Origin of the sequence: Nonomuraea thailandensis (genome assembly GCF_024172165.1) — a bacterium.
In the GTDB taxonomy this organism is placed as follows: Bacteria; Actinomycetota; Actinomycetes; order Streptosporangiales; family Streptosporangiaceae; genus Nonomuraea; species Nonomuraea thailandensis.
Genome location: NZ_JAMZEB010000002.1, coordinates 12,083,829 through 12,101,144 on the forward strand (window position 1 = coordinate 12,083,829; position 17,316 = coordinate 12,101,144).

Consider the following 17,316-nt stretch of genomic DNA (forward strand, 5'->3'; position numbering starts at 1 on the left):
ACTCCGGCCGGGGTCCTCAGGAGGAGGCCGGGTGGGTCAGCCGCGCCGGGTGCGCCGTACGGCGGCCAGGGCCGCGGCCGTGGCGGTGCCCGCGAGGGCCAGCAGGACCGGGCCCCGGTGCTGGGAGAGCCAGAGCTGCGGGCTGCGCCCGTGCGAGCGGTGGTCGAACGAGCCGTGCGCCCCGTAGTCGCTGCTCTCGTCGGCGGGCTCCCACAGGTTGGCCACCCCGGTGGGCGCCTTCTCGTCGGTCACCTGCGACTGCGCGCCCGTCCGGGCGAGGTAGCGGTCGACCAGAGCGGGCGCGACGCGCTGGGCGAGCATGGTGGCGACGGTGCTGCTGCCGACCCAGTACTCCTTGCGCTCTGGATGCGTGGCGGCGTGCACGATCGCCCGCGCGGCCACCTCGGGCTGATAGATCGGCGGGACGGGCTGGGGGTGGCGGCGCAGCTTGGACAGCACCCAGTCGAACTGGGGGGTGTTGACCGCCGGGAGCTGGACGAGGGTGACGCGCACGTTGCTGCCGTCGGACAGGAGCTCGGTGCGCACCGACTCCGTGAAACCCTTGATGGCGTGCTTGGCCCCGCAGTAGGCGGACTGCAGCGGGATGCCGCGCTGCGAGAGGGCGGACCCGGTCTGGACGATGGCGCCGGCGTTGCGCGGCCGCATCACGTCGAGGGCGACCTTGGTGCCCCAGACGTAGCCCAGGTACGTCACCGCCGTGGTGCGCTCATACTCATCTGGGGAAATGTCGGTGAACTTGGCGAAGACGGAGGAGAAGGCGGTGTTTATCCATACGGATATCGGGCCCATCTCCTTCTCGATGCGCTCCGCCGCGGCGCGTACCTGCTCGTAGTCGGCCACGTCGGCCTCGTACACCTGGCCCGTGCCGCCCTCCACCCCGACGTCCACGGCGGCCGCGCCCAGGCCCGCCGTGCCGCGGGCGATCAGCGCCACCTTGGCGCCCTGCGCGCCGAGCTCGCGTACCACCGCGCGCCCGACCCCGCCGCTCGCGCCCGTCACCACTACCACGCGTCCACGAAGTGGTGCCATGTCGTGATCAGCCCGCCTCTCGGTCCGTTCCTCGTCGCTGCTTCTGGCGCCGTACGGCCAGCGCGATGTCGACCGCCGTGGCGATGGCCAGCACGACGGCGATGATGGTCATGAGCAGTGCCCCGGTGAGCAGGCCCAGCACCGCGAACGCGAACAGGAACACCAGGATGAACGACCCCACCCTGACGTGCATGATGTCGCGCGGGGTGGCGGGAACCATGGCATGGCCTCTCCGGTCCCTTTCCTCGCGCCAATCTCCGTTGTCAGACATGCGGCTCACCTGCCCGTACCGTTTGCCGCCTAACGTCCGGGGTAGCCCGGTGGCGTGCCCGAGCGAGATCAACGCACCGACGAGTTGCACCCCAGCGACCAGAGCGAGCCGGGCATCGTGCGGCGGCGGCGCGGGCGCGGGTTCAGCTACGAGGGCCCCCGTGGCCGCCCGGTGCGCGACCCGGCCACGCTCGCCCGGATCAGGGCGCTGGCCATCCCTCCTGCCTGGAAGGACGTGTGGATCTGCACCTCGCCCAAAGGCCACTTGCAGGCCGTCGGCACGGACTCCGCGGGCCGGCGGCAGTACCGCTACCACGACCTGTGGCGCGAGCAGCAGGACAGGGCCAAGTTCGACCGGGTGCTGGAAATGGCCGAGCGGCTGCCCGCGTTCAGGAAGGCCGTGGACGACCAGCTCCAGGGGCGCGGGCTGACCAAGGAGCGGGTGCTGGCCGCCGCGGCCAGGCTGCTCGACATCGGCTTCTTCCGCATCGGCGGCGAGAGCTACGACACCTACGGCCTGGCCACGCTCAGGATGGAGCACGTCACCTGCTCGGGCGGCCTGGTCGTCTGCTCCTACCAGGCCAAGGGCGACGTGGCGCGTGAGGTCGAGGTGGCCGACCCGGCCGCGTGCAAGGTGCTGCGCTCGCTCAAGGCGCTCGGCGCGGACGGGGAACTGCTGCGTTACCGGCACCGGGGCGGGTGGAGCGACATCAGGAGCGAGGACATCAACGAGTACCTGCGCGGGATCATCGGTTACGAGGTCACGGCGAAGGACTTCCGCACCTGGCACGCCACCGTCCTGGCGGCGGTGGGCCTGGCGGTGTCCAGGCCCGCTCGTGCGGGTGTCACCAGCAAGAAGCGCGCCGTCACCCGGGTGATGCGGGAGGTGTCGGAGTACCTGGGCAACACCCCGACCGTGGCGCGGGCGTCGTACGTGGATCCGCGCGTGGTGGAGGCGTACGACCAGGACAGGACGATCGCGGCGGCGCTGACCGACCTCGGGGCGGACGCGGATTTCGGGCAGCTCGCGACGGCGGGCCCCGTCGAACGGGCGGTCATTGAGCTGATTCGTGCCGTTTGAGCGGTTCGCACCTGGGCATGCGCCGACAGAAGAAGGAGGCGAGCGATGGAAGCTCCGCAGTACGTCGCGGCCCGTGTCCAGCAGGCGCTGGCCGAGGACGGACGCACGCACGAGCTCGGAATTCGCGTCGACATCAGAGGCGACCAGCTTTTCCTGCGCGGACAGGTGAGCGGCGCCGAGCAGCGGGAGCGGCTCGGCCAGGTGGCGCACGAGGTCGCGCCCGAGCTCCATGTGCACAACGAGATCAACGTCGTCGAGGCGAACGCGCCGGGGGAGGATGAGCATCTTGACTGACCTGCGTATAGCCGCCGTGGGAGACATCCACCTCGGCGAGGACGTCAGAGGCCAGTACAGGAAGAAGCTCAACGGCATCGAGGACCGCGCGGACGTGTTCATGCTGGCGGGGGACCTCACCCGGCACGGCACGCTGGAGGAGGGCCGGGTGGTGGCCGACGAGCTGCGCGGCCTGTCGATCCCCGTCGTCGCGGTGCTCGGCAACCACGACTACCACTCCGACCTGCAGTACGAGATCGCCAGCGAGCTGCGCGACGCCGGCGTCATCGTGCTCGACGACGACGGCGTCGTGGTGCAGTGCGGCGACAAGAAGCTGGGCGTGGTCGGCGGGAAGGGGTTCGGCGGCGGGTTCGCGGGCAAGTGCGCCAGCGAGTTCGGCGAGCGCGAGATCAAGAACTTCGTCTCCCACACCCGCTACATCGCCGAGGCGTGGAAGGTGGCGCTGAAGGAGATCGTCGCCGACCACCGGGTGGTGCTGTCGCACTACTCACCGATCAAGGAGACGCTGGAGGGCGAGCCGCACGAGATCTACCCCTTCCTCGGCAGCTACCTGCTGGCGGAGGCGGTGGACACGGCGGGCGCCGATCTGATCCTGCACGGGCACGCGCACAAGGGCAGCGAGAAGGGCATGACCCCCGGCGGCATCCGGGTCCGCAACGTGGCGCTGCCGGTGCTCAGCAGGGCGTACGCCGTGTACTGCCTCAACTGCTCCGACGACATGCAGCCGCACGAGCACTAGCCGCGGTCCCCGCCACGGCACCCGTGGCTACAGCACCCGCACGGCGAGCACGCACACGTCGTCCTCGGCCGCGTCGCCGCCCAGCCGGTTGAGCAGGCAGTCGATCATTCGCTCGGGGTCGTCGTCGCTGCAGAGGTGCGCGGCCTGGAGCAGAGCCTCCATGCCCACCTCCAGGTCCTGCCCGCGCCGCTCGACGATCCCGTCGGTGTAGAGCAGCAGGACGTCCCCCGACCGGAGCTGCGTGGTCGTCATCTGGTACTCGCTCACGTCGAACGCGCCGAGCATCACCCCCTGCACCCCGTCGATCGGCTCGGGCCTGCCGTCCCTGATCAGCACGGGTGCCGGGTGACCGGCGTTCGTCCAGCGGAACGTGCAGTCGCCGGGGTCGAAGTGGCCGATGATGGCGGTCCCGGTCACGGTGACGCCCTGGTTGGAGTGCACGATCAGATCGTTCAGCCAGGTGGCGAGCTGGCCGGCGGGCTGCTGCGTGTAGGCCAGGCCGGCCAGCCCCGAGCGCATCTGCAGCATGATGCTCGTCGCCGTCAGCCCGTGCCCCATCGCGTCGCCGATGGCGATCAGCACCCTGCCGTCGGGGAGGAGGCGGGCCTTGAACCAGTCACCGCCGAGCCGGATGAGCTCCTCGCCGGGCAGGTAGCGCACGCCGACGGCCAGCCCCGGCAGGTGGATGAGGCCGCGGCGGATCGGCAGGATCGTGTCCTGGAGCCGGACGGTGACCCGGTGCTCCTCCTCGGCCCGCTGGCGCTGCCGGTGGGCCTGCTCGTGCGCCACCGCCAGGGCCCGCTCCCTGCGCCGGTTCTTCGTCACGTCCTGGGCCAGGAAGCGCACCTTGACCGGCACGCCGTCGGCGTCGAGCAGCGGCTCGCTGAACACGCACAGGTGCCGCACCCCGTGCCGCTGCTGGATCCTGAACTCCGTCTCGACCGCCTCCCTGTGCTCCAGCAGGGAACGCATCAGGTCCTCCACGATCGGCAGGTCCTCCGGCACGACCACGGTCGGCAGGTCCTCCAGCGACATCGGGCCGTCGTTCCGGTCGCGGCCGAACATCTCATACATCTGGGGCGTCCACAGCGTGCGCTGCGTGGCCAGGTTCCACTCGCCCCAGCCCAGCTCGGCCAGGCGCTGAGCGCGCTCCCAGCCGGAGACGAGCAGCTCCTCGTCGTCCAGGGGGCGCCAGCTCACCAGCAGCCCGTCGTCCACGCGGGCTGCGCGCACGTTCAGCGTGGCGGGCCAGAGCAGGTAGTCCAGCACCTCCACGAACTCCAGCCCCTCGCGGTGGACGGGCTCGCCGGTCTCGAAGGCGCTGATGTAGTCGTCGAGCAGGCCCGAGCCGGCCACTCCGGGGCTGACCGCCATCAGGCGGCGCCCGGCCACCTCGGCGGCGGTACGCCCGGCCGCCGTCCTGGCGTGCCGGTTGGCCGCCAGGATCAGGAAGTCCACGACGCGGCCCGAGGCGTCCCTGACGGGGGCGAGGTAGAGCGCGGAGGCGTGAATGGCCTCCAGCATGCCGGTGACCCAGGCGGGCACCTCGTGCGCCTGCCTGGGCTCGTCAGGGGGGCGCTCGATGCCCCTGGCGACCTCGACGAGCTCCAGGCCGCTGTGCTTGGCCATCCGCGCGAGTTGCTCGGCCGCCTCGCCGGGCCGGACGTTCAGTTCGGTGGCGAGGCGGGCGATGGCCTCGTCGAGGATGGCCTCGTCGCGCATGTGCAGGCGCAGCCGTACGAGCAGGTCCCGGACTCTCGCCGAGGCCGCGCCGGTCTCGTAGCGGCTGAACGGCGGAAATCTACTCACGTGCTCCTCATTCCCGGCACGCGGGAATCGAGGAGCGTCACTGTCGATATTTCAGCAAAACGTAGAGACCGCTGGACCGTTCTCGGGGATCGGCCCAGCGGCAGGAAAGGGGCGTTGAACGAACCGGACGGCGCCCCTAAACATTGAAGATGCTGACCCCGCCAGGCCCGACCAGGAAACCGAGGACGATGAGCACGATCCCCCAGAGCAGGTCGCGCCGGGCCAGGATCACATAGATCCCGGAGATGACGAGAATTACTGCGATGATCCAGAGCAAAGTAGCCATGCGCTGGCATCTGCCCTCAGGAGGCGCCGCATAACATAACGCGTCAGGGCAGGGAAAAAACCCATGACGACCTTCGGTTATTTCCTGTCCTGTGAGGAGCACGGCCCCCAGGAGCTGGTGCGCCAGGCCAAGGCCGCCGAACGCGCCGGTTTCGAGGCCCTGTGGATCTCCGACCACTTCCACCCCTGGCTCGACGAGCAGGGGCAGTCCCCGTTCGTCTGGTCGGTGATCGGCGCGCTGGCCGAGGCCACGTCCCTGCCCATCGCCACCGCCGTGACCTGCCCCCTCGTCCGCACGCATCCGGTGGTGATCGCGCACGCCGCGGCCACCACGGCCGCGCTCACCGGCGGCCGGTTCCGGCTCGGCGTGGGCACCGGCGAGGCGCTCAACGAGCACGTGATCGAGTCCCGCTGGCCGCCGCTGAGCGAGCGGCTGGAGATGCTGGAGGAGGCGATCGGGCTGATGCGGGAGCTGTTCACCGGCAAGCTGGTCACGCACCGGGGCCGGCACTACCGCGTGGACACCGCCCGGCTCTACACGCTGCCCGACGAGCCGCCGCCCGTCCTGGTGTCGGGGCTGGGCAAGAAGTCCACGTCACTGGCCGGGCGGCTGGGCGACGGGTACATCTCGGTCGCGCCGGACGCCGACGCCGTACGCGCCTTCCGCGAGGCGGGCGGCGAGGGCAAGCCCGCGCTCGGCGGGCTCAAGGCCTGCTACGCCACCGACGAGGCGGCGGCCCGCAGGACCGTGCACCGCCTGTGGCCCACGCAGGGCGTCAAGGGCGAGGCCTCGCAGCTCCTGCCGCTGCCCCGGCACTTCGAGCAGCTCGCCGCGATGGTGACGGAGGACGAGGCCGTCGCGGGCAGCCCGGTCGGCCCCGACCCCGAGGTGCACGCCCAGGCCATCAAGCAGTACGTGGACGCCGGGTTCGACGAGGTCTACGTCAACCAGATCGGGGCCGAGCAGGACGCGTTCTTCGACTTCTACGAGCGCGAGGTCCTGCCGCTGGTCCGCTGATCCCCGGGCCGCAGCATGCCCGCCAGCAGGTCGTCCAGCGCGGCCTCCAGCTCCTCCGGCGTGGGCACGCTGCCCGCGCCGGCGATGGCGTCGAACATCAGCCCCTCCCCGAACGCCACCAGGTTGCGCGCGTGCGTCACCGGGTCGGCGGAGCCCAGGGCCGCCAGCATGGTGACGGCCGGGTCGCGGAAGCGCCGCCCGGCCTCGTCGTAGATCCGGCGCAGCTCCGGCCGCCTGGTCGCCTCCAGGGCCAGCTCGTAGCGGGCCAGGGTCCGGCGCCGGTCCATGAGCTGGACGTGCAGCGCCTGCGCCATGCGCGCGGGCAGGCAGGCCAGCTCGAACGGGTCGGTGCCGTACGCCCCGGCCAGGGCCAGCACCTCCAGCTCGGTGAGCCGTGACAACGTCAGCTCCAGCAGCGCCGCGCGGGTGCGGGCGAGGTTGGAGGTGGAGCCGGGCGGCAGGTCCGCCGCCTCGTCCACGGCCCGGTGGGTGAGCCCGCGCATGCCTCGCTCGGCGAGCAGGGTGATGGCCGTGTCGGCGACGAGGTCGGAGCGTTTCACGGGACCAGATACTACAGCGGTAGTGACCCCGAACTACAGGCGTAGTAGGCTGACACTACAGACGTAGTTGAAGGAGACCGTGATGGCAAGGGCTGTGGTGATCGGCGGAGGCGTCGGCGGGCTGGCCGCGGGGGCGGCGCTGCGGCGCGGGGGCTGGGAGGTGACCGTGCTGGAGCGCGCTCCCGCGATCGAGCCGGTCGGGTCCGGGCTGGCGATCGCCGCCAACGCGCTCAAGGCGCTCGACGTCCTCGGCGTCGGGGACCGGATCAGGGAGCTGGCCACCGTGGAGGGCCGGCTCGGCCTGCGCCGGGCGGACGGCAGGTGGCTGACGCACACCACGGAGGCCGTCGCGGACGCCAAGTACGGCGACTCGGTGGTGCTCATGGTCCGGGCCACGCTGCTGGAGGTGCTGATGGACGCGCTCGGCCGCGAGCACCTGCGCCTGGGCACGACCGTCTCGGAGGTGGACGCGGACAAGGGCCTCGTGCGGACCGACGCGGGCGACCTGGAGGCCGACCTCGTCGTGGGCGCCGACGGGATCGGCTCGGCCACCCGGCGCGCGCTCTTCCCCGCGCACCCGGAGCCGGTGTACTCGGGGGTGACGGCCTGGCGCGGGCTCGTCCCGCGCGGCGGGCTGACGGTCCCGCGCTGCGAGAGCTGGGGCCGGGGCACGGTGTTCGGCATCCACCTGCTGGCCGGCGACGTCGTCTACGTCTACGCCACCGACGTGCTGCCCGCCGGCACCGTGCACGCCGACGAGCGCGCGGAGCTGCTGCGCAGGTTCGGCGACTGGCACGACCCGATCCCGGCCCTGCTGCGGGCGGCCGATCCCGCCCGCATCATCCGCAACGACGTCTATCGCACCGCCGAGCCGCTGCCCGCCTTCCACCGGGGGAGGGTCGCCCTGGTCGGCGACGCCGCGCACGCGATGACGCCGAACCTGGGGCAGGGCGCCTGCCAGGCGATCGAGGACGGCGTGGTCCTGGCGCACCACGCCGGTCAGGCCTCACGCGGCCCGGGCGGCGCGCTGCCCGACGGCGCGCTCGCGGCCTACAGCGCCGCGCGCGTGAAGCGGACCGCGAAGATCGTCCAGCGCTCCTGGAGCCTGTGCCGCATGAGCAAGCTCCGCAATCCGCTGGCGGTGGGGCTGCGCGACTTCGGGCTGTCGGCCGCCGCGCGCCTCAGCCCAGATCTGATGTTGCGGTCGATGGACGAGGTGCTGAGCTGGCGTCCACCGGCTGGGGCTGGACGGTGACCGACGTCTGGCGGGCGGCCGGCGTGGCCGCCGGGCGCTCCAGCGGGACCGGCGCCGGCGCGGGCGGCGCGGCAGGGGCCGGCTTGGCGTGGTGGTCGGGCGCCAGCCGGCCGAGCGTGATCGTGCCGCCGATGGTCAGCGCGGCGGCCAGCACGGCGGGCACGGCCGTCGAGGGGGACGTCGGCAGCGGCTCGCCGAGCAGGATCGCTCCGGCCAGCACGGAGGTGATGGGGTCGATGACCTGCACTCCGGCGTAGGCGATGCCGAAGTAGCCCACGGCGTACGAGCGCTGCAGCAGCACCACCGCGCAGACCAGCAGCACGGGCACGGCCAGGCTGAACCAGTGGATCAACCGCCCCCAGTCGCCCTGCATCCCGCCGCCGACCACGCGCACGAACGTGGACACGCTCGCCGTCACGGCCCCCGCCCCCACGGAGAGCAGCATGGCCTTCAGCGGCCCGTGCACCCGGCTCGCGATGAGCTGCGTGACCAGCGCGATCGCCGCGATCACGGCGATGAAGGCCAGCGCTGCGCCGTCGCCGAGCACGGGCGTGACGTTGTGCGCGGGCACCAGCAGCATGAGCCAGAGCAGGCCCACGGCCACCGCGATCGAGCCGAGGATCTCGGCGCGGTACGGCCTGCGCCCGTACATGAACGCGGCCAGCGGCACGGCGAACACCAACGTGGCGACGCTGATCGGCTGCACGGCGACCAGAGGGGCGAAGCTCAGCGCGACGGCGTGCAGGCAGGCACCGCTGAAGGAGATGATGCCGCCGACCCACCATCGAGGGCGTCTCACCAGGCTGAGCGAGGCGCCCTCGGCCACGACCTCGAACTGTTGCATCGCCGCGCCGAGCGCGTATCCCAGCGCTCCGGCCAGGGCGATCAGCATGCCGACCCAGGTCATCGCGGCCCGCGCAGGAGCAGGGATCCTTTCAGGAGCATTGCTCCAGCTTAAGAGGCAGCAGAACCTCCAGAATCATCCTTTCGGCTGAAAAGTCGGCATATGTTGCTCCCGACCTGCACGAACATGTGGCGCATCCTTGAGCCGGCGGTGGCCCGCGGCTCGCGGGATCAGGACTTGCGGCAGACGCAGAACAGGTGCCCCTGGGGGTCCTGCAGCACGATCCACCGCGTCCCCTCCTCGGTGACGCCGGGCTGGAACTCGGGCCTGGTGGCCCCGAGCGTCACGTACTCCGCGGCGGCCTGCTCCACGTCCGGCACCTGGAGGTCGAGGTGGAACTGCTTGTCGGGGCTCGGCCACCGGACCGGCTTACGGTCGGGGACGCGGCCGAAGTAGATGTTGACGGTGCCGTCGGAGATGGCGGCGTACTCGTCCTCCGCGTAGGTGACCTCCATCCCGGTCACCTCGTGGTAGAAGGCGGCCAGGGCCTTGGGGTCGTCGCAGTCGATGGTGAAGGCCATGAGGCTTGCTCTCGTCGTCATGCGGACCAGCCTTCCAGCCGTACCTGCCATCCTCTGTCAGGTATGCCAGAGGGCCGCGCCTTCTCGGCGCGGCCCTCCGCTTGCGGCATCAAGTCACCCGGGGAAGCGGCCGTAGTAGTCCCCCAGCCGCGACCGGTACTCGGGCTCCTTGAACGTGCCCTCGTCGAACTCGGGCGCGTCCTTGATCTCGGCCTTGGTGCGGGCCACGAACACGTTGCGTTCCTGGGGATCGATGTTCGTGATCACCTTGGCCGGGAGCAGGACCTTCTTACCGAAGATCCACGGACCGGTGTCGACGATGATGTAGCTCTCGCCGACCTCGTAGGTCGCCTCATCGACGGACCCGATCTTGCCGTCGGTGGCCTGGACGTGGTACCCGACCAGATCCAGCGCCTGCCCGCGGTCGTAGACGTCAGGTCGATAGTCCCAGAGCTCCATTGGTGCTCTCTTCCTCTCTTCTTCCGTCTTTCTCGGGCAAGCCCTCAACTACCCGTCGATATCCGCATAAACCTGTGACGATGCCTTGGCCGCTCCTTGACGGCCCGACTGGTGATCTGACTCTCCTGACAACTGACCGCCAGTCCGGGCGCCGGGGCCCCAGGTGCGGATACGATCCGCGCGAGGAGGTCGGATGAGCGTTGAGTGGGCGCCTCCCGGCGTGGACCCGGAGCGGCCGAGCGTGGCCCGGGTGCACGACGCGCTGCTGGGCGGCATGGAGAACTTCGCCGCCGACCGCTCGGTGGCGCGCAAGCTCAGGACCGCGGTCCCCGAGGTGGTGGATCTCGTCTGGTGCAACCGCGCCTTCATCGGTCGGGTCGTCGACTTCCTGGTCCGCGAGGCGGGCATCAGGCAGATCATCGACCTCGGCGCCGGTCTGCCCACGGTGGAGAACACCCATGAGGTCGCGCAGTTCGCCGACCCCACGTCCAGGGTCGTGTACGTGGACCTCGACCCCATGGTCGAGCCGCACGCCCGCGCGATACTCAACGGCAACCCCTGCGCCGACGCCGTCACCGCCGACGCCCGCGACGTGGCGGGCGTGCTCGGCCACCCGGCGGTGCGCCGCCTGATCGACCTGTCGCAGCCCACGGCGGTCCTGGCCGTAGGGCTGCTGCACCTGTTCTCCGACCAGGAGAACCCGCACGCGCTGGTCAGGGCCTACGTGGACGCGCTGCCGCCCGGCAGCTACCTGGCCGTCTCCAACTTCCTGGCCTCCGAGAGCCCCAAGGCCAAGGCGCTGGAGGTCATGCTCCAGGCCACCATGGGCACCGGGCACTTCCGCGACCGCCCGGCCATCGAACGCTTCTTCGACGGCCTGCGCCTGGTGGAGCCCGGCGTGGTGCACTTCCCCGAGTGGCACCCGGACGAGCGCGTTCCCGGCCCGCTCGCGCCCTGGGAGGAGCTGCTGCTGGGCGGGGTCGCCCGCAAGCCGTGACCTGGTGCGTGCCCGGCCGGCGAGTCCCGTAGGCTGTGCCCCGTGCCGAGACGCCTGATCTGTTCCCCGCCTCCCGCCCGCTAGCGGGCGGCGTTTCCTGAGCTCTCCGGGTCCCGAGCGATCCGGGGGTGGTTGCTGCCCGCACACCGGGCCCGATTCCGACCACTCCACCCGGAGAACTCCTGTCATGACCCATGTCTCCGCCCGGCGGGGCGCCCTGTACGTCTCCGTGGCCGCGACCGCCTGGGGCACCGGCGGCGCAGCCGGATCCCTCCTCTTCGACACCGGCGGCCTAGGCCCCGTCGGCGTCTCCCTGTGGCGCTACCTCCTCGGCGCCGCCTTCCTCCTCCTCATCACCAGAAGCGCCCCGCTGGCGTGGAACGTCAGGACCGTGCTCGTCGGCGCCGGGATGGCCGTCTACCAGACCGCGTACTTCGCCGCGATCGCGCACTCCGGCGTGGCCGTGGCGACCGTCGTCACGATGGGCGCCAGCCCGATCTTCACCGCCCTGGGCAGCCGCTTCCTGCTGCGCGAACGGCTCGGCCGGCTCGCGCTCTGCGCCCTGGCCGCCGCGCTGGCCGGGCTGCTCCTGCTCACCGGCGAGGCCGCGATGCAGGCCGGCTCGTCGGCCGGCATCGCCTTCGCGCTGGTTTCGGCCGCCGGGTACGCGGGGGTCACGCTGCTGTCCCGGCAGGGCAGGGACGACGACCCGCGGGCCGCGGCGGTCGGCGGGTTCGTGGTCGGCGCGGTGTGCCTGGCGCCGTTCGCGCTGGCGGAAGGGGTGGTGCCCGAGGTGAGCTGGTCGTCCGTGGCGCTGCTGGTCTACCTGGGCGCGGTGCCGACCGCGCTCGCGTACGGCCTGTTCTTCCGCGCCCTGACCGCGTTGCGCGCCACCACCGTGTCGATCATCTCGCTCGGCGAGGCGGTGGGCGCGGCGCTGCTCGGCGTGTTGCTGTTCGGCGAGCGGCTGACGCCCCTGGCCTGGTCGGGCTGCGTGCTGCTGCTGGCCGCCGTCACGGTGCTCGCCGCACGAGCGGAAACCGCGTGATGTGACGGTCCTGGCCGCCGGATGAGTTAAGGTCCGGTACGGCGACGCTTGCCGAATCGTCGCTCCGCTCCCCGCCCCAAAGCCAAGCGACGGGCCCCGACGAATGAAGGGAACGGTGTCGGCGAAGCGTGCGTTGGAGGAACTGTGGCCTCGTTTAAGGGAATACTGAGGAACCTCCTGGACCGTCCGGGAGGCGTCCCTCTGACGCCCTATCAGAAGATCGTCAAAGCGGCGGACGGCCGGGCGGAGAAACTCCGCGAGCTCGAAGAGCTGCCCAAACCCGACATGAGCGATCTGGCCGAGTTCTGTGCCGTCGCGCGCGAGGCCGCCGACCGGACCCTCGGGCTGCGGCCCTACGACGTGCAGTTGCTGGGCACGCTCGCCCTGCTCGACGGCAAGGTCGCCGAGATGGCCACCGGCGAGGGCAAGACCCTGTCCGGGGCCATGGCGGCGGCCGGATACGCGTTGCAGGGCAAGCGCGTGCACGTCATCTCGGTCAACGACTACCTGGCCAAGCGCGACGCCGAGTGGATGGGCCCCTTCTACGAGGCGCTCGGCGTCAGCGTCGGCTGGATCGACCAGAACTCCACGCCGGAGGAACGGCGGGCGGCGTACGCGAAGGACGTGACGTACGGGCCGGTCAGCGAGATCGGGTTCGACGTGCTGCGCGACCGCCTGCGCACGGACGCGAGCGAGATCATCGTGCCCGCGCCCGAGGTGGCCCTGATCGACGAGGCCGACTCGGTGCTCGTGGACGAGGCCCGGGTGCCGCTGGTCATGGCCGGGGCGGCCGACCCCGGCAACGCGGTGCCGGAGATGGCGGCGCTGGTGCGCCAGCTCGTGCGCGGCTACCACTACGAGATCGACGAGCAGGCCCGCAACGTCTACCTCACCCCCAAGGGCGCCGACAGCGTCGAGAACCTGCTCGGCGTCGACCTCTACGACGAGCACGAGCCCGGCACGCTCATCGAGCTCAACCTCGCCCTGCACGCCCACGCCCTGCTGACCCGCGACGTCGACTACATCGTGCGCGACGGCAAGGTGCAGCTCATCAACCCCTCCCGCGGCCGGGTGGCGCTGCTCCAGCGCTGGCCCAACGGCCTGCAGGCGGCCGTGGAGGCCAAGGAGGCGCTGGCGCCCAGCGAGAAGGGCGAGATCCTCGACTCCATCACCGTGCAGGGCCTGATCCGCCGCTACCCGCAGATCTGCGGCATGACCGGCACGGCCGTGGCCGTCAGCGAGCAGCTCGGCGAGTTCTACGGGCTCAAGGTCGCGGTGATCCCGCCGAACCGGCCGTGCGTGCGGGTGGACGAGCCCGACCGCATCTACCCGACCGTGCCCGACAAGGACGCGGCGCTGGTGGAGGAGATCCAGTCGGTCCACGAGAGCGGCCGGCCGATCCTCATCGGCACGCTCGACGTGGCCGAGTCGGAGAACCTCGCCAAGCTGCTGCAGCGGCGCGGCCTGGAGCCGGTCGTGCTCAACGCCAAGAACGACGCCGAAGAGGCCGCGATCATCGCCAGGGCGGGCGAGCGCGCCGCCATCACCGTCTCCACCCAGATGGCCGGCCGCGGCACCGACATCCGCCTCGGCGACGACGTGGCCGAGCTCGGCGGCCTCTACGTGATCGGCTCCGGCCGGCACGCCAGCAGCCGCCTCGACGACCAGCTCCGCGGCCGCGCGGGCCGCCAGGGCGACCCGGGCGGCTCGGTCTTCTTCGTGAGCACGAAGGACGATCTGATCACCCAGTTCGTCCCCGACGAGCGCCCGCCCGCCGCCGACGCCGACGGTGTCGTGCGCCATCGGCGCGGCGCGTACCTCGTGGGGCACGCGCAGCGCGTCGCCGAGGGCGTCAACCTGGAGATCCACCGCAACACGTGGCGCTACACCCGGCTGCTGGAGCACCAGCGCGAGCTCATCCTGGAGTGGCGCGACAAGGTGCTGCACGGCGACGCCGCCGCGAAGGCGCTGGCCGAGGCCGACCCCGAGCGCTGGGCGTCGATGCCCGAGGACACCAGGGACGAGACGGCCCGCCAGATCGTCCTGCACGCCATCGACCGCTGCTGGACCGAGCACCTGGCGTTCCTGACCGACCTGCGCGAGGGGATCCACCTGCGGGCGCTGGGCCGGATGAGCCCGATCGACGAGTTCCACCGGGAGGCGGTGGCGGAGTACAAATCGCTGCTGGCCGAGGTGGAGAAGCGCTCGCTGGAGTCGTTCGAGGCGCCGGAGCCGGATCTGAAGCGGCCCACGGCGACGTGGACGTACCTGGTGCAGGACAACCCGTTCGGCACCGAGTGGGACCGCATCCTCAAGCGGGTCACGGCTGCCACGCGGCGCGGCTGATCAGGGCCACTTGGGGTCGCCGGACGGCACGACCGGCCCGTTCAGCACGCCCAGCCGCTCCAGCAGGGTGATGAACGTGGTCGCGTACGGCGAGTCGGCCGTCACGGCGGCCACCCGCGGCCAGTCCACCTGCTCGCGCAGCGCCCGCACCTGCGCCAGCAGCGCGCCGTAGTCGCAGGCGTGCTCCGACAGCGGCAGCAGCCAGGAGATGACCAGGTCGGTGGCCTCCAGCACGGGGACGATCACCGCGGACGCCTTCAGCGGCTCCGCCCGGTCGAGCAACGCGTCGGTGATCGACAGGTCGGAGACGCGGAAGATCAGGTCCACCAGCCGGCCGTCGTCGTACGCCTTGACCAGCCAGTCCTCCGGCGGTTTGGCCGTCTGGAAGCCCAGTCCGCGCAGCGCCTCCAGCGCGGCGGGCACGTCGTGCTCGGTGAGGACGAAATCCACATCATGCAGCGAGGGGGCCGCGCCACGCGCGTACGCCGCGCACCCGCCGGCGAGCGCGAATTTCACTCCGGCCTCCTTCAGCCCTGAGCTGGCACGTTTGAGCGTGTCGAGGATGGCGTCAGTGACCGCGTGACCGTGGCTACTCATGCGAACGGGCTACCCAAACGATCGTCAACTAGACGTTGGATGTCAGGGGTTCCGGGTAGCGCGGGAAGCTATGACCGACATTCTGGAAAAGACGGAACGGGCCTACGAGAACGGGCACGACCGGCCTCTGGCGGGGTACGTCGGCCTCCTCAGCGCGTACGGCGGAACGGTCGGTGTGGCCGCCGCCGTGGCGATGCTCGCGGGGCGCAAGGTCCCCGACCATGTCGGCGTGATGGACCTGGCGCTGATGGCGGCCTGCACGCACAAGGTGTCGCGTCGCCTGGCCAAGGACCCGGTCACCAGCCCGCTGCGGGCCCCGTTCACCCAGTACGAGGGGCAGGGCGGCCCGTCGGAGGTGCAGGAGAAGCCGCGCGGGGCGATCGGCGAGCTGCTCGCCTGCCCCTTCTGCCTGGCCCAGTGGGTGGCCACCGCGTACGCGGCCGGGCTCGTGCTGGCTCCCCGGGTGACCAGGCTCGTGGGGGCCACGATGACGGCGGTGGCGGTCTCGGACTGGCTGCAGCTCGCCTACGCGAAGCTGATGAAGTCGGCGGAGGAGTAGGCCCCTCAGGAGCCCAGCCGTAGCTGGATCATCGCGACCAGGCGCTGCTCAGGGTCGGACAGGTCGAGCCCGGTGAGCGCGCCGGCGCGGCGCATCCGGTGCCGCACGGTGTTCGGATGCACGTGCAGGACCTCCGCCGCGGCCGCCACGTCCCCGAACGCGTCCAGGTAGGCCAGCAGCGTGTGCGCCAGCTCCGGCTCCAGCGCGTCGAGCGTCGGGTCGTGCAGGCCGCTGCCGCGCAGCACGTCCAGCATGTCTCCCAGCACGATGGAGGAGCGCACCTCCGCGACGGTGGCCATCAGCCGCTCGGGCGCGGAGGCGATGATCTCCAGGATCCTGCTGCCCTCCTTCTTGGCCCTCGGCACCTCGCTGACGTGCGCCGCCACGCCGGAGACCGCCGCCTGCACGGGCGTGCCCAGGTGCCGCCGCAGCGCCGCCACCAGGTCGGTGGTCCAGGTGGACAGGGTGGCGCCCGCCGGGTCGGGCAGCAGGATGTAGACGAGGCCGCAGGCCGGGATGACCATGGCGTCGCGGCGGTAGGCGGCGGCGTGCACCGAGATGATCTCGGTGGCCTGGGTCCTGCGCAGCTCCAGCCAGGACCGGTCGGGCCGCTCCCGCAGGTCCACGGCGATCACCGCCGTGGGCGTGCCGGGATCGACGCCCAGGTGCCTGGCCAGCCCTTCGGAGTCGAAGCGGCCGGTCAGCAGGCCGACCGCGAGGTCCTGCTCGGTGCGGGCGGTGGCGGCGCCGCCGTACAGGCGGGCCAGGTGCAGAGCGGCCAGCCGGCTCGCGCCGCGCAGCACCTCGACGCCGCGCCCGGCCAGCGGCGCGCGCCCCTCCTGCACCCAGATGCTGCCCAGCGGCCGGCTGCCCGCGTGCACGCCGATGACGAGCCTGCGGCGCACGCCCAGGTCGGGCCGCTCGGCGACGTCCACGACCTCCTCGCCGGCCCACAGCCGCTGGTAGACGCCCCACTCACGCAGGTGGGCCAGGTAGGACTCGGGGCAGTTGCGGCCCAGGATGGACTGGCGGCGCAGCTCGTCCACGTCGTCGTCGGACTCGGAGTAGGCCAGCACGCGGTGCGCGGTGTCCTCGATCGTGACCGCGCCTCCGGTCAGCGTGGCGACCGTCTGCGCCAGCGAGAACAGGTCCTGGTGGCTGTCGCCGCCGGCGCCCTCGATGGCGGCCCTGGCGAGCGTCTCGACCTGGTCCCAGCGCGCGCCGGCGGCCACGCTCAGCACCGCGATCCCGGCCTGCCGCATCGCCTCGACCGGCGTGCCCTTCACCGCGACCGCCGCCGCGCCGCACCCGGCGGCCGCCTCGATCACCGGCACGGCCGCCTCGCCCCGCGCCCCCGCCACCAGCACCAGGTCGCCGGGCCCGACCGGGTCGCCGGGCTCGGCGATGACGACGGCGCGCAGCTCGACGTCCAGCCCGCCAGGGGCCGCGACGAGCCCCGTCACCGGTCCGCCGAGCGCGCTCATCACCGCCCGCAGCGTCGCGCCCGTCTTCATGCATCCCTCC

At 71.8% G+C, this 17,316-nt stretch carries 19 protein-coding genes; 9 read left to right on the forward strand and 10 right to left on the reverse strand.

Annotation, left to right across the window (positions count from 1 at the left end; all coding sequences use genetic code 11):
* Positions 1–36 precede the first annotated feature (36 nt).
* Positions 37–1,050 carry an SDR family oxidoreductase gene (locus tag HD597_RS60280; RefSeq protein ID WP_276083310.1) on the reverse strand — a complete coding sequence of 338 codons (1,014 nt, stop codon included), beginning with the start codon at positions 1,048–1,050 and terminating at the stop codon, positions 37–39.
* A 7-nt stretch (positions 1,051–1,057) separates the two neighbouring features.
* Complete coding sequence (locus HD597_RS60285) at positions 1,058–1,270, reverse strand: hypothetical protein (protein ID WP_253758118.1); 213 nt, start codon at positions 1,268–1,270, stop codon at positions 1,058–1,060.
* A gap of 105 nt (positions 1,271–1,375) precedes the next feature.
* Between HD597_RS60285 and HD597_RS60290 the strand changes: the two genes are divergently transcribed.
* From HD597_RS60290 to HD597_RS60300, 3 genes are read left to right on the forward strand one after another with little or no spacing between them, the layout of a single operon-like run.
* Positions 1,376–2,401: a DNA topoisomerase IB gene (locus HD597_RS60290; protein WP_253758120.1), complete on the forward strand. Its 1,026-nt coding sequence runs from the start codon at positions 1,376–1,378 to the stop codon at positions 2,399–2,401.
* Positions 2,402–2,446: 45 nt separating this feature from the next.
* A complete protein-coding gene (locus HD597_RS60295) occupies positions 2,447–2,695 on the forward strand; it encodes a BON domain-containing protein (protein WP_148442239.1) in 249 nt (82 codons plus the stop codon).
* On the forward strand, positions 2,688–3,434 hold the full coding sequence (locus HD597_RS60300) for a metallophosphoesterase family protein (RefSeq protein WP_253758122.1): 747 nt from the start codon (positions 2,688–2,690) through the stop codon (positions 3,432–3,434). The genes HD597_RS60295 and HD597_RS60300 overlap by 8 nt, the downstream gene beginning before the upstream one ends.
* Positions 3,435–3,461: 27 nt before the next feature.
* Here HD597_RS60300 and HD597_RS60305 read toward each other — a convergent pair whose 3' ends face one another.
* Together HD597_RS60305 and HD597_RS60310 are read right to left on the reverse strand one after the other, a co-directional pair.
* Entirely contained in the window at positions 3,462–5,243 is a 1,782-nt protein-coding gene (locus HD597_RS60305) for a PP2C family protein-serine/threonine phosphatase (RefSeq protein ID WP_253758124.1), read from the reverse strand.
* 136 nt (positions 5,244–5,379) lie between these two features.
* Positions 5,380–5,529, reverse strand: coding sequence for a GPGG-motif small membrane protein (locus tag HD597_RS60310; RefSeq protein WP_165959640.1), 150 nt, complete (start codon positions 5,527–5,529; stop codon positions 5,380–5,382).
* Between the two features lie 63 nt (positions 5,530–5,592).
* On the opposite strand from HD597_RS60310, the gene HD597_RS60315 reads away from it, so the two are divergent.
* Positions 5,593–6,546 (forward strand): TIGR03557 family F420-dependent LLM class oxidoreductase, encoded by a 954-nt coding sequence (locus HD597_RS60315; protein WP_253758126.1) that lies wholly within the window; start codon positions 5,593–5,595, stop codon positions 6,544–6,546.
* Here HD597_RS60315 and HD597_RS60320 read toward each other — a convergent pair.
* A complete protein-coding gene (locus tag HD597_RS60320) occupies positions 6,513–7,106 on the reverse strand; it encodes a TetR/AcrR family transcriptional regulator (RefSeq protein WP_253758128.1) in 594 nt (197 codons plus the stop codon). The two genes, HD597_RS60315 and HD597_RS60320, sit on opposite strands and share 34 nt — an antisense overlap.
* A gap of 82 nt (positions 7,107–7,188) precedes the next feature.
* Here HD597_RS60320 and HD597_RS60325 point away from each other — a divergent pair, with 82 nt between their 5' ends.
* The gene (locus HD597_RS60325; protein ID WP_253758130.1) at positions 7,189–8,361 is read left to right on the forward strand and encodes an FAD-dependent monooxygenase; all 1,173 of its coding nucleotides are present in this window, start codon (positions 7,189–7,191) and stop codon (positions 8,359–8,361) included.
* On the opposite strand, the gene HD597_RS60330 is transcribed toward HD597_RS60325, so the two are convergent.
* From HD597_RS60330 to HD597_RS60340, 3 genes are all read right to left on the reverse strand, one after another.
* Positions 8,288–9,268: a DMT family transporter gene (locus HD597_RS60330; protein ID WP_253758132.1), complete on the reverse strand. Its 981-nt coding sequence runs from the start codon at positions 9,266–9,268 to the stop codon at positions 8,288–8,290. The genes HD597_RS60325 and HD597_RS60330 overlap by 74 nt on opposite strands.
* Positions 9,269–9,435: 167 nt before the next feature.
* Entirely contained in the window at positions 9,436–9,807 is a 372-nt protein-coding gene (locus HD597_RS60335) for a VOC family protein (RefSeq protein WP_253758134.1), read from the reverse strand.
* Positions 9,808–9,900: 93 nt separating this feature from the next.
* Positions 9,901–10,245 carry a PRC-barrel domain-containing protein gene (locus HD597_RS60340; protein ID WP_253758136.1) on the reverse strand — a complete coding sequence of 115 codons (345 nt, stop codon included), beginning with the start codon at positions 10,243–10,245 and terminating at the stop codon, positions 9,901–9,903.
* A gap of 193 nt (positions 10,246–10,438) precedes the next feature.
* Between HD597_RS60340 and HD597_RS60345 the strand changes: the two genes are divergently transcribed.
* The 3 genes from HD597_RS60345 to secA2 all read left to right on the forward strand — a co-directional run bounded on the left by HD597_RS60345 (position 10,439) and on the right by secA2 (position 14,636).
* The gene (locus tag HD597_RS60345; protein WP_253758138.1) at positions 10,439–11,242 is read left to right on the forward strand and encodes an SAM-dependent methyltransferase; all 804 of its coding nucleotides are present in this window, start codon (positions 10,439–10,441) and stop codon (positions 11,240–11,242) included.
* A 187-nt stretch (positions 11,243–11,429) separates the two neighbouring features.
* Positions 11,430–12,290 (forward strand): EamA family transporter, encoded by an 861-nt coding sequence (locus HD597_RS60350; RefSeq protein ID WP_253758140.1) that lies wholly within the window; start codon positions 11,430–11,432, stop codon positions 12,288–12,290.
* Positions 12,291–12,575: 285 nt separating this feature from the next.
* On the forward strand, positions 12,576–14,636 hold the full coding sequence (secA2, locus tag HD597_RS60355) for an accessory Sec system translocase SecA2 (RefSeq protein ID WP_253758142.1): 2,061 nt from the start codon (positions 12,576–12,578) through the stop codon (positions 14,634–14,636).
* Here secA2 and HD597_RS60360 read toward each other — a convergent pair whose 3' ends face one another.
* On the reverse strand, positions 14,637–15,233 hold the full coding sequence (locus tag HD597_RS60360; RefSeq protein ID WP_253758144.1) for a nucleotidyltransferase: 597 nt from the start codon (positions 15,231–15,233) through the stop codon (positions 14,637–14,639). It lies immediately after the preceding gene.
* Between the two features lie 70 nt (positions 15,234–15,303).
* Here HD597_RS60360 and HD597_RS60365 point away from each other — a divergent pair, with 70 nt between their 5' ends.
* On the forward strand, positions 15,304–15,792 hold the full coding sequence (locus HD597_RS60365) for a DUF1360 domain-containing protein (RefSeq protein WP_253758146.1): 489 nt from the start codon (positions 15,304–15,306) through the stop codon (positions 15,790–15,792).
* Positions 15,793–15,797: 5 nt separating this feature from the next.
* Here HD597_RS60365 and HD597_RS60370 read toward each other — a convergent pair whose 3' ends face one another.
* Positions 15,798–17,306 (reverse strand): PucR family transcriptional regulator, encoded by a 1,509-nt coding sequence (locus HD597_RS60370; RefSeq protein WP_253758148.1) that lies wholly within the window; start codon positions 17,304–17,306, stop codon positions 15,798–15,800.
* Between the last annotated feature and the right edge of the window lie 10 nt (positions 17,307–17,316).

What these genes read in the sequence shown, in the direction of transcription:
- HD597_RS60360 (WP_253758144.1), bottom strand. Translation starts at nt 15,233, where the DNA reads ATGAGTAGCCACGGTCACGCGGTCACTGACGCCATCCTCGACACGCTC.
- HD597_RS60335 (WP_253758134.1), bottom strand. Translation starts at nt 9,807, where the DNA reads ATGACGACGAGAGCAAGCCTCATGGCCTTCACCATCGACTGCGACGAC.
- HD597_RS60330 (WP_253758132.1), bottom strand. Translation starts at nt 9,268, where the DNA reads ATGACCTGGGTCGGCATGCTGATCGCCCTGGCCGGAGCGCTGGGATAC.
- HD597_RS60370 (WP_253758148.1), bottom strand. Translation starts at nt 17,306, where the DNA reads ATGAAGACGGGCGCGACGCTGCGGGCGGTGATGAGCGCGCTCGGCGGA.
- HD597_RS60340 (WP_253758136.1), bottom strand. Translation starts at nt 10,245, where the DNA reads ATGGAGCTCTGGGACTATCGACCTGACGTCTACGACCGCGGGCAGGCG.
- HD597_RS60295 (WP_148442239.1), top strand. Translation starts at nt 2,447, where the DNA reads ATGGAAGCTCCGCAGTACGTCGCGGCCCGTGTCCAGCAGGCGCTGGCC.
- HD597_RS60280 (WP_276083310.1), bottom strand. Translation starts at nt 1,050, where the DNA reads ATGGCACCACTTCGTGGACGCGTGGTAGTGGTGACGGGCGCGAGCGGC.
- HD597_RS60345 (WP_253758138.1), top strand. Translation starts at nt 10,439, where the DNA reads ATGAGCGTTGAGTGGGCGCCTCCCGGCGTGGACCCGGAGCGGCCGAGC.
- HD597_RS60310 (WP_165959640.1), bottom strand. Translation starts at nt 5,529, where the DNA reads ATGGCTACTTTGCTCTGGATCATCGCAGTAATTCTCGTCATCTCCGGG.
- secA2 (WP_253758142.1), top strand. Translation starts at nt 12,576, where the DNA reads ATGAGCGATCTGGCCGAGTTCTGTGCCGTCGCGCGCGAGGCCGCCGAC.
- HD597_RS60315 (WP_253758126.1), top strand. Translation starts at nt 5,593, where the DNA reads ATGACGACCTTCGGTTATTTCCTGTCCTGTGAGGAGCACGGCCCCCAG.
- HD597_RS60285 (WP_253758118.1), bottom strand. Translation starts at nt 1,270, where the DNA reads ATGGTTCCCGCCACCCCGCGCGACATCATGCACGTCAGGGTGGGGTCG.
- HD597_RS60365 (WP_253758146.1), top strand. Translation starts at nt 15,304, where the DNA reads ATGACCGACATTCTGGAAAAGACGGAACGGGCCTACGAGAACGGGCAC.
- HD597_RS60350 (WP_253758140.1), top strand. Translation starts at nt 11,430, where the DNA reads ATGACCCATGTCTCCGCCCGGCGGGGCGCCCTGTACGTCTCCGTGGCC.
- HD597_RS60325 (WP_253758130.1), top strand. Translation starts at nt 7,189, where the DNA reads ATGGCAAGGGCTGTGGTGATCGGCGGAGGCGTCGGCGGGCTGGCCGCG.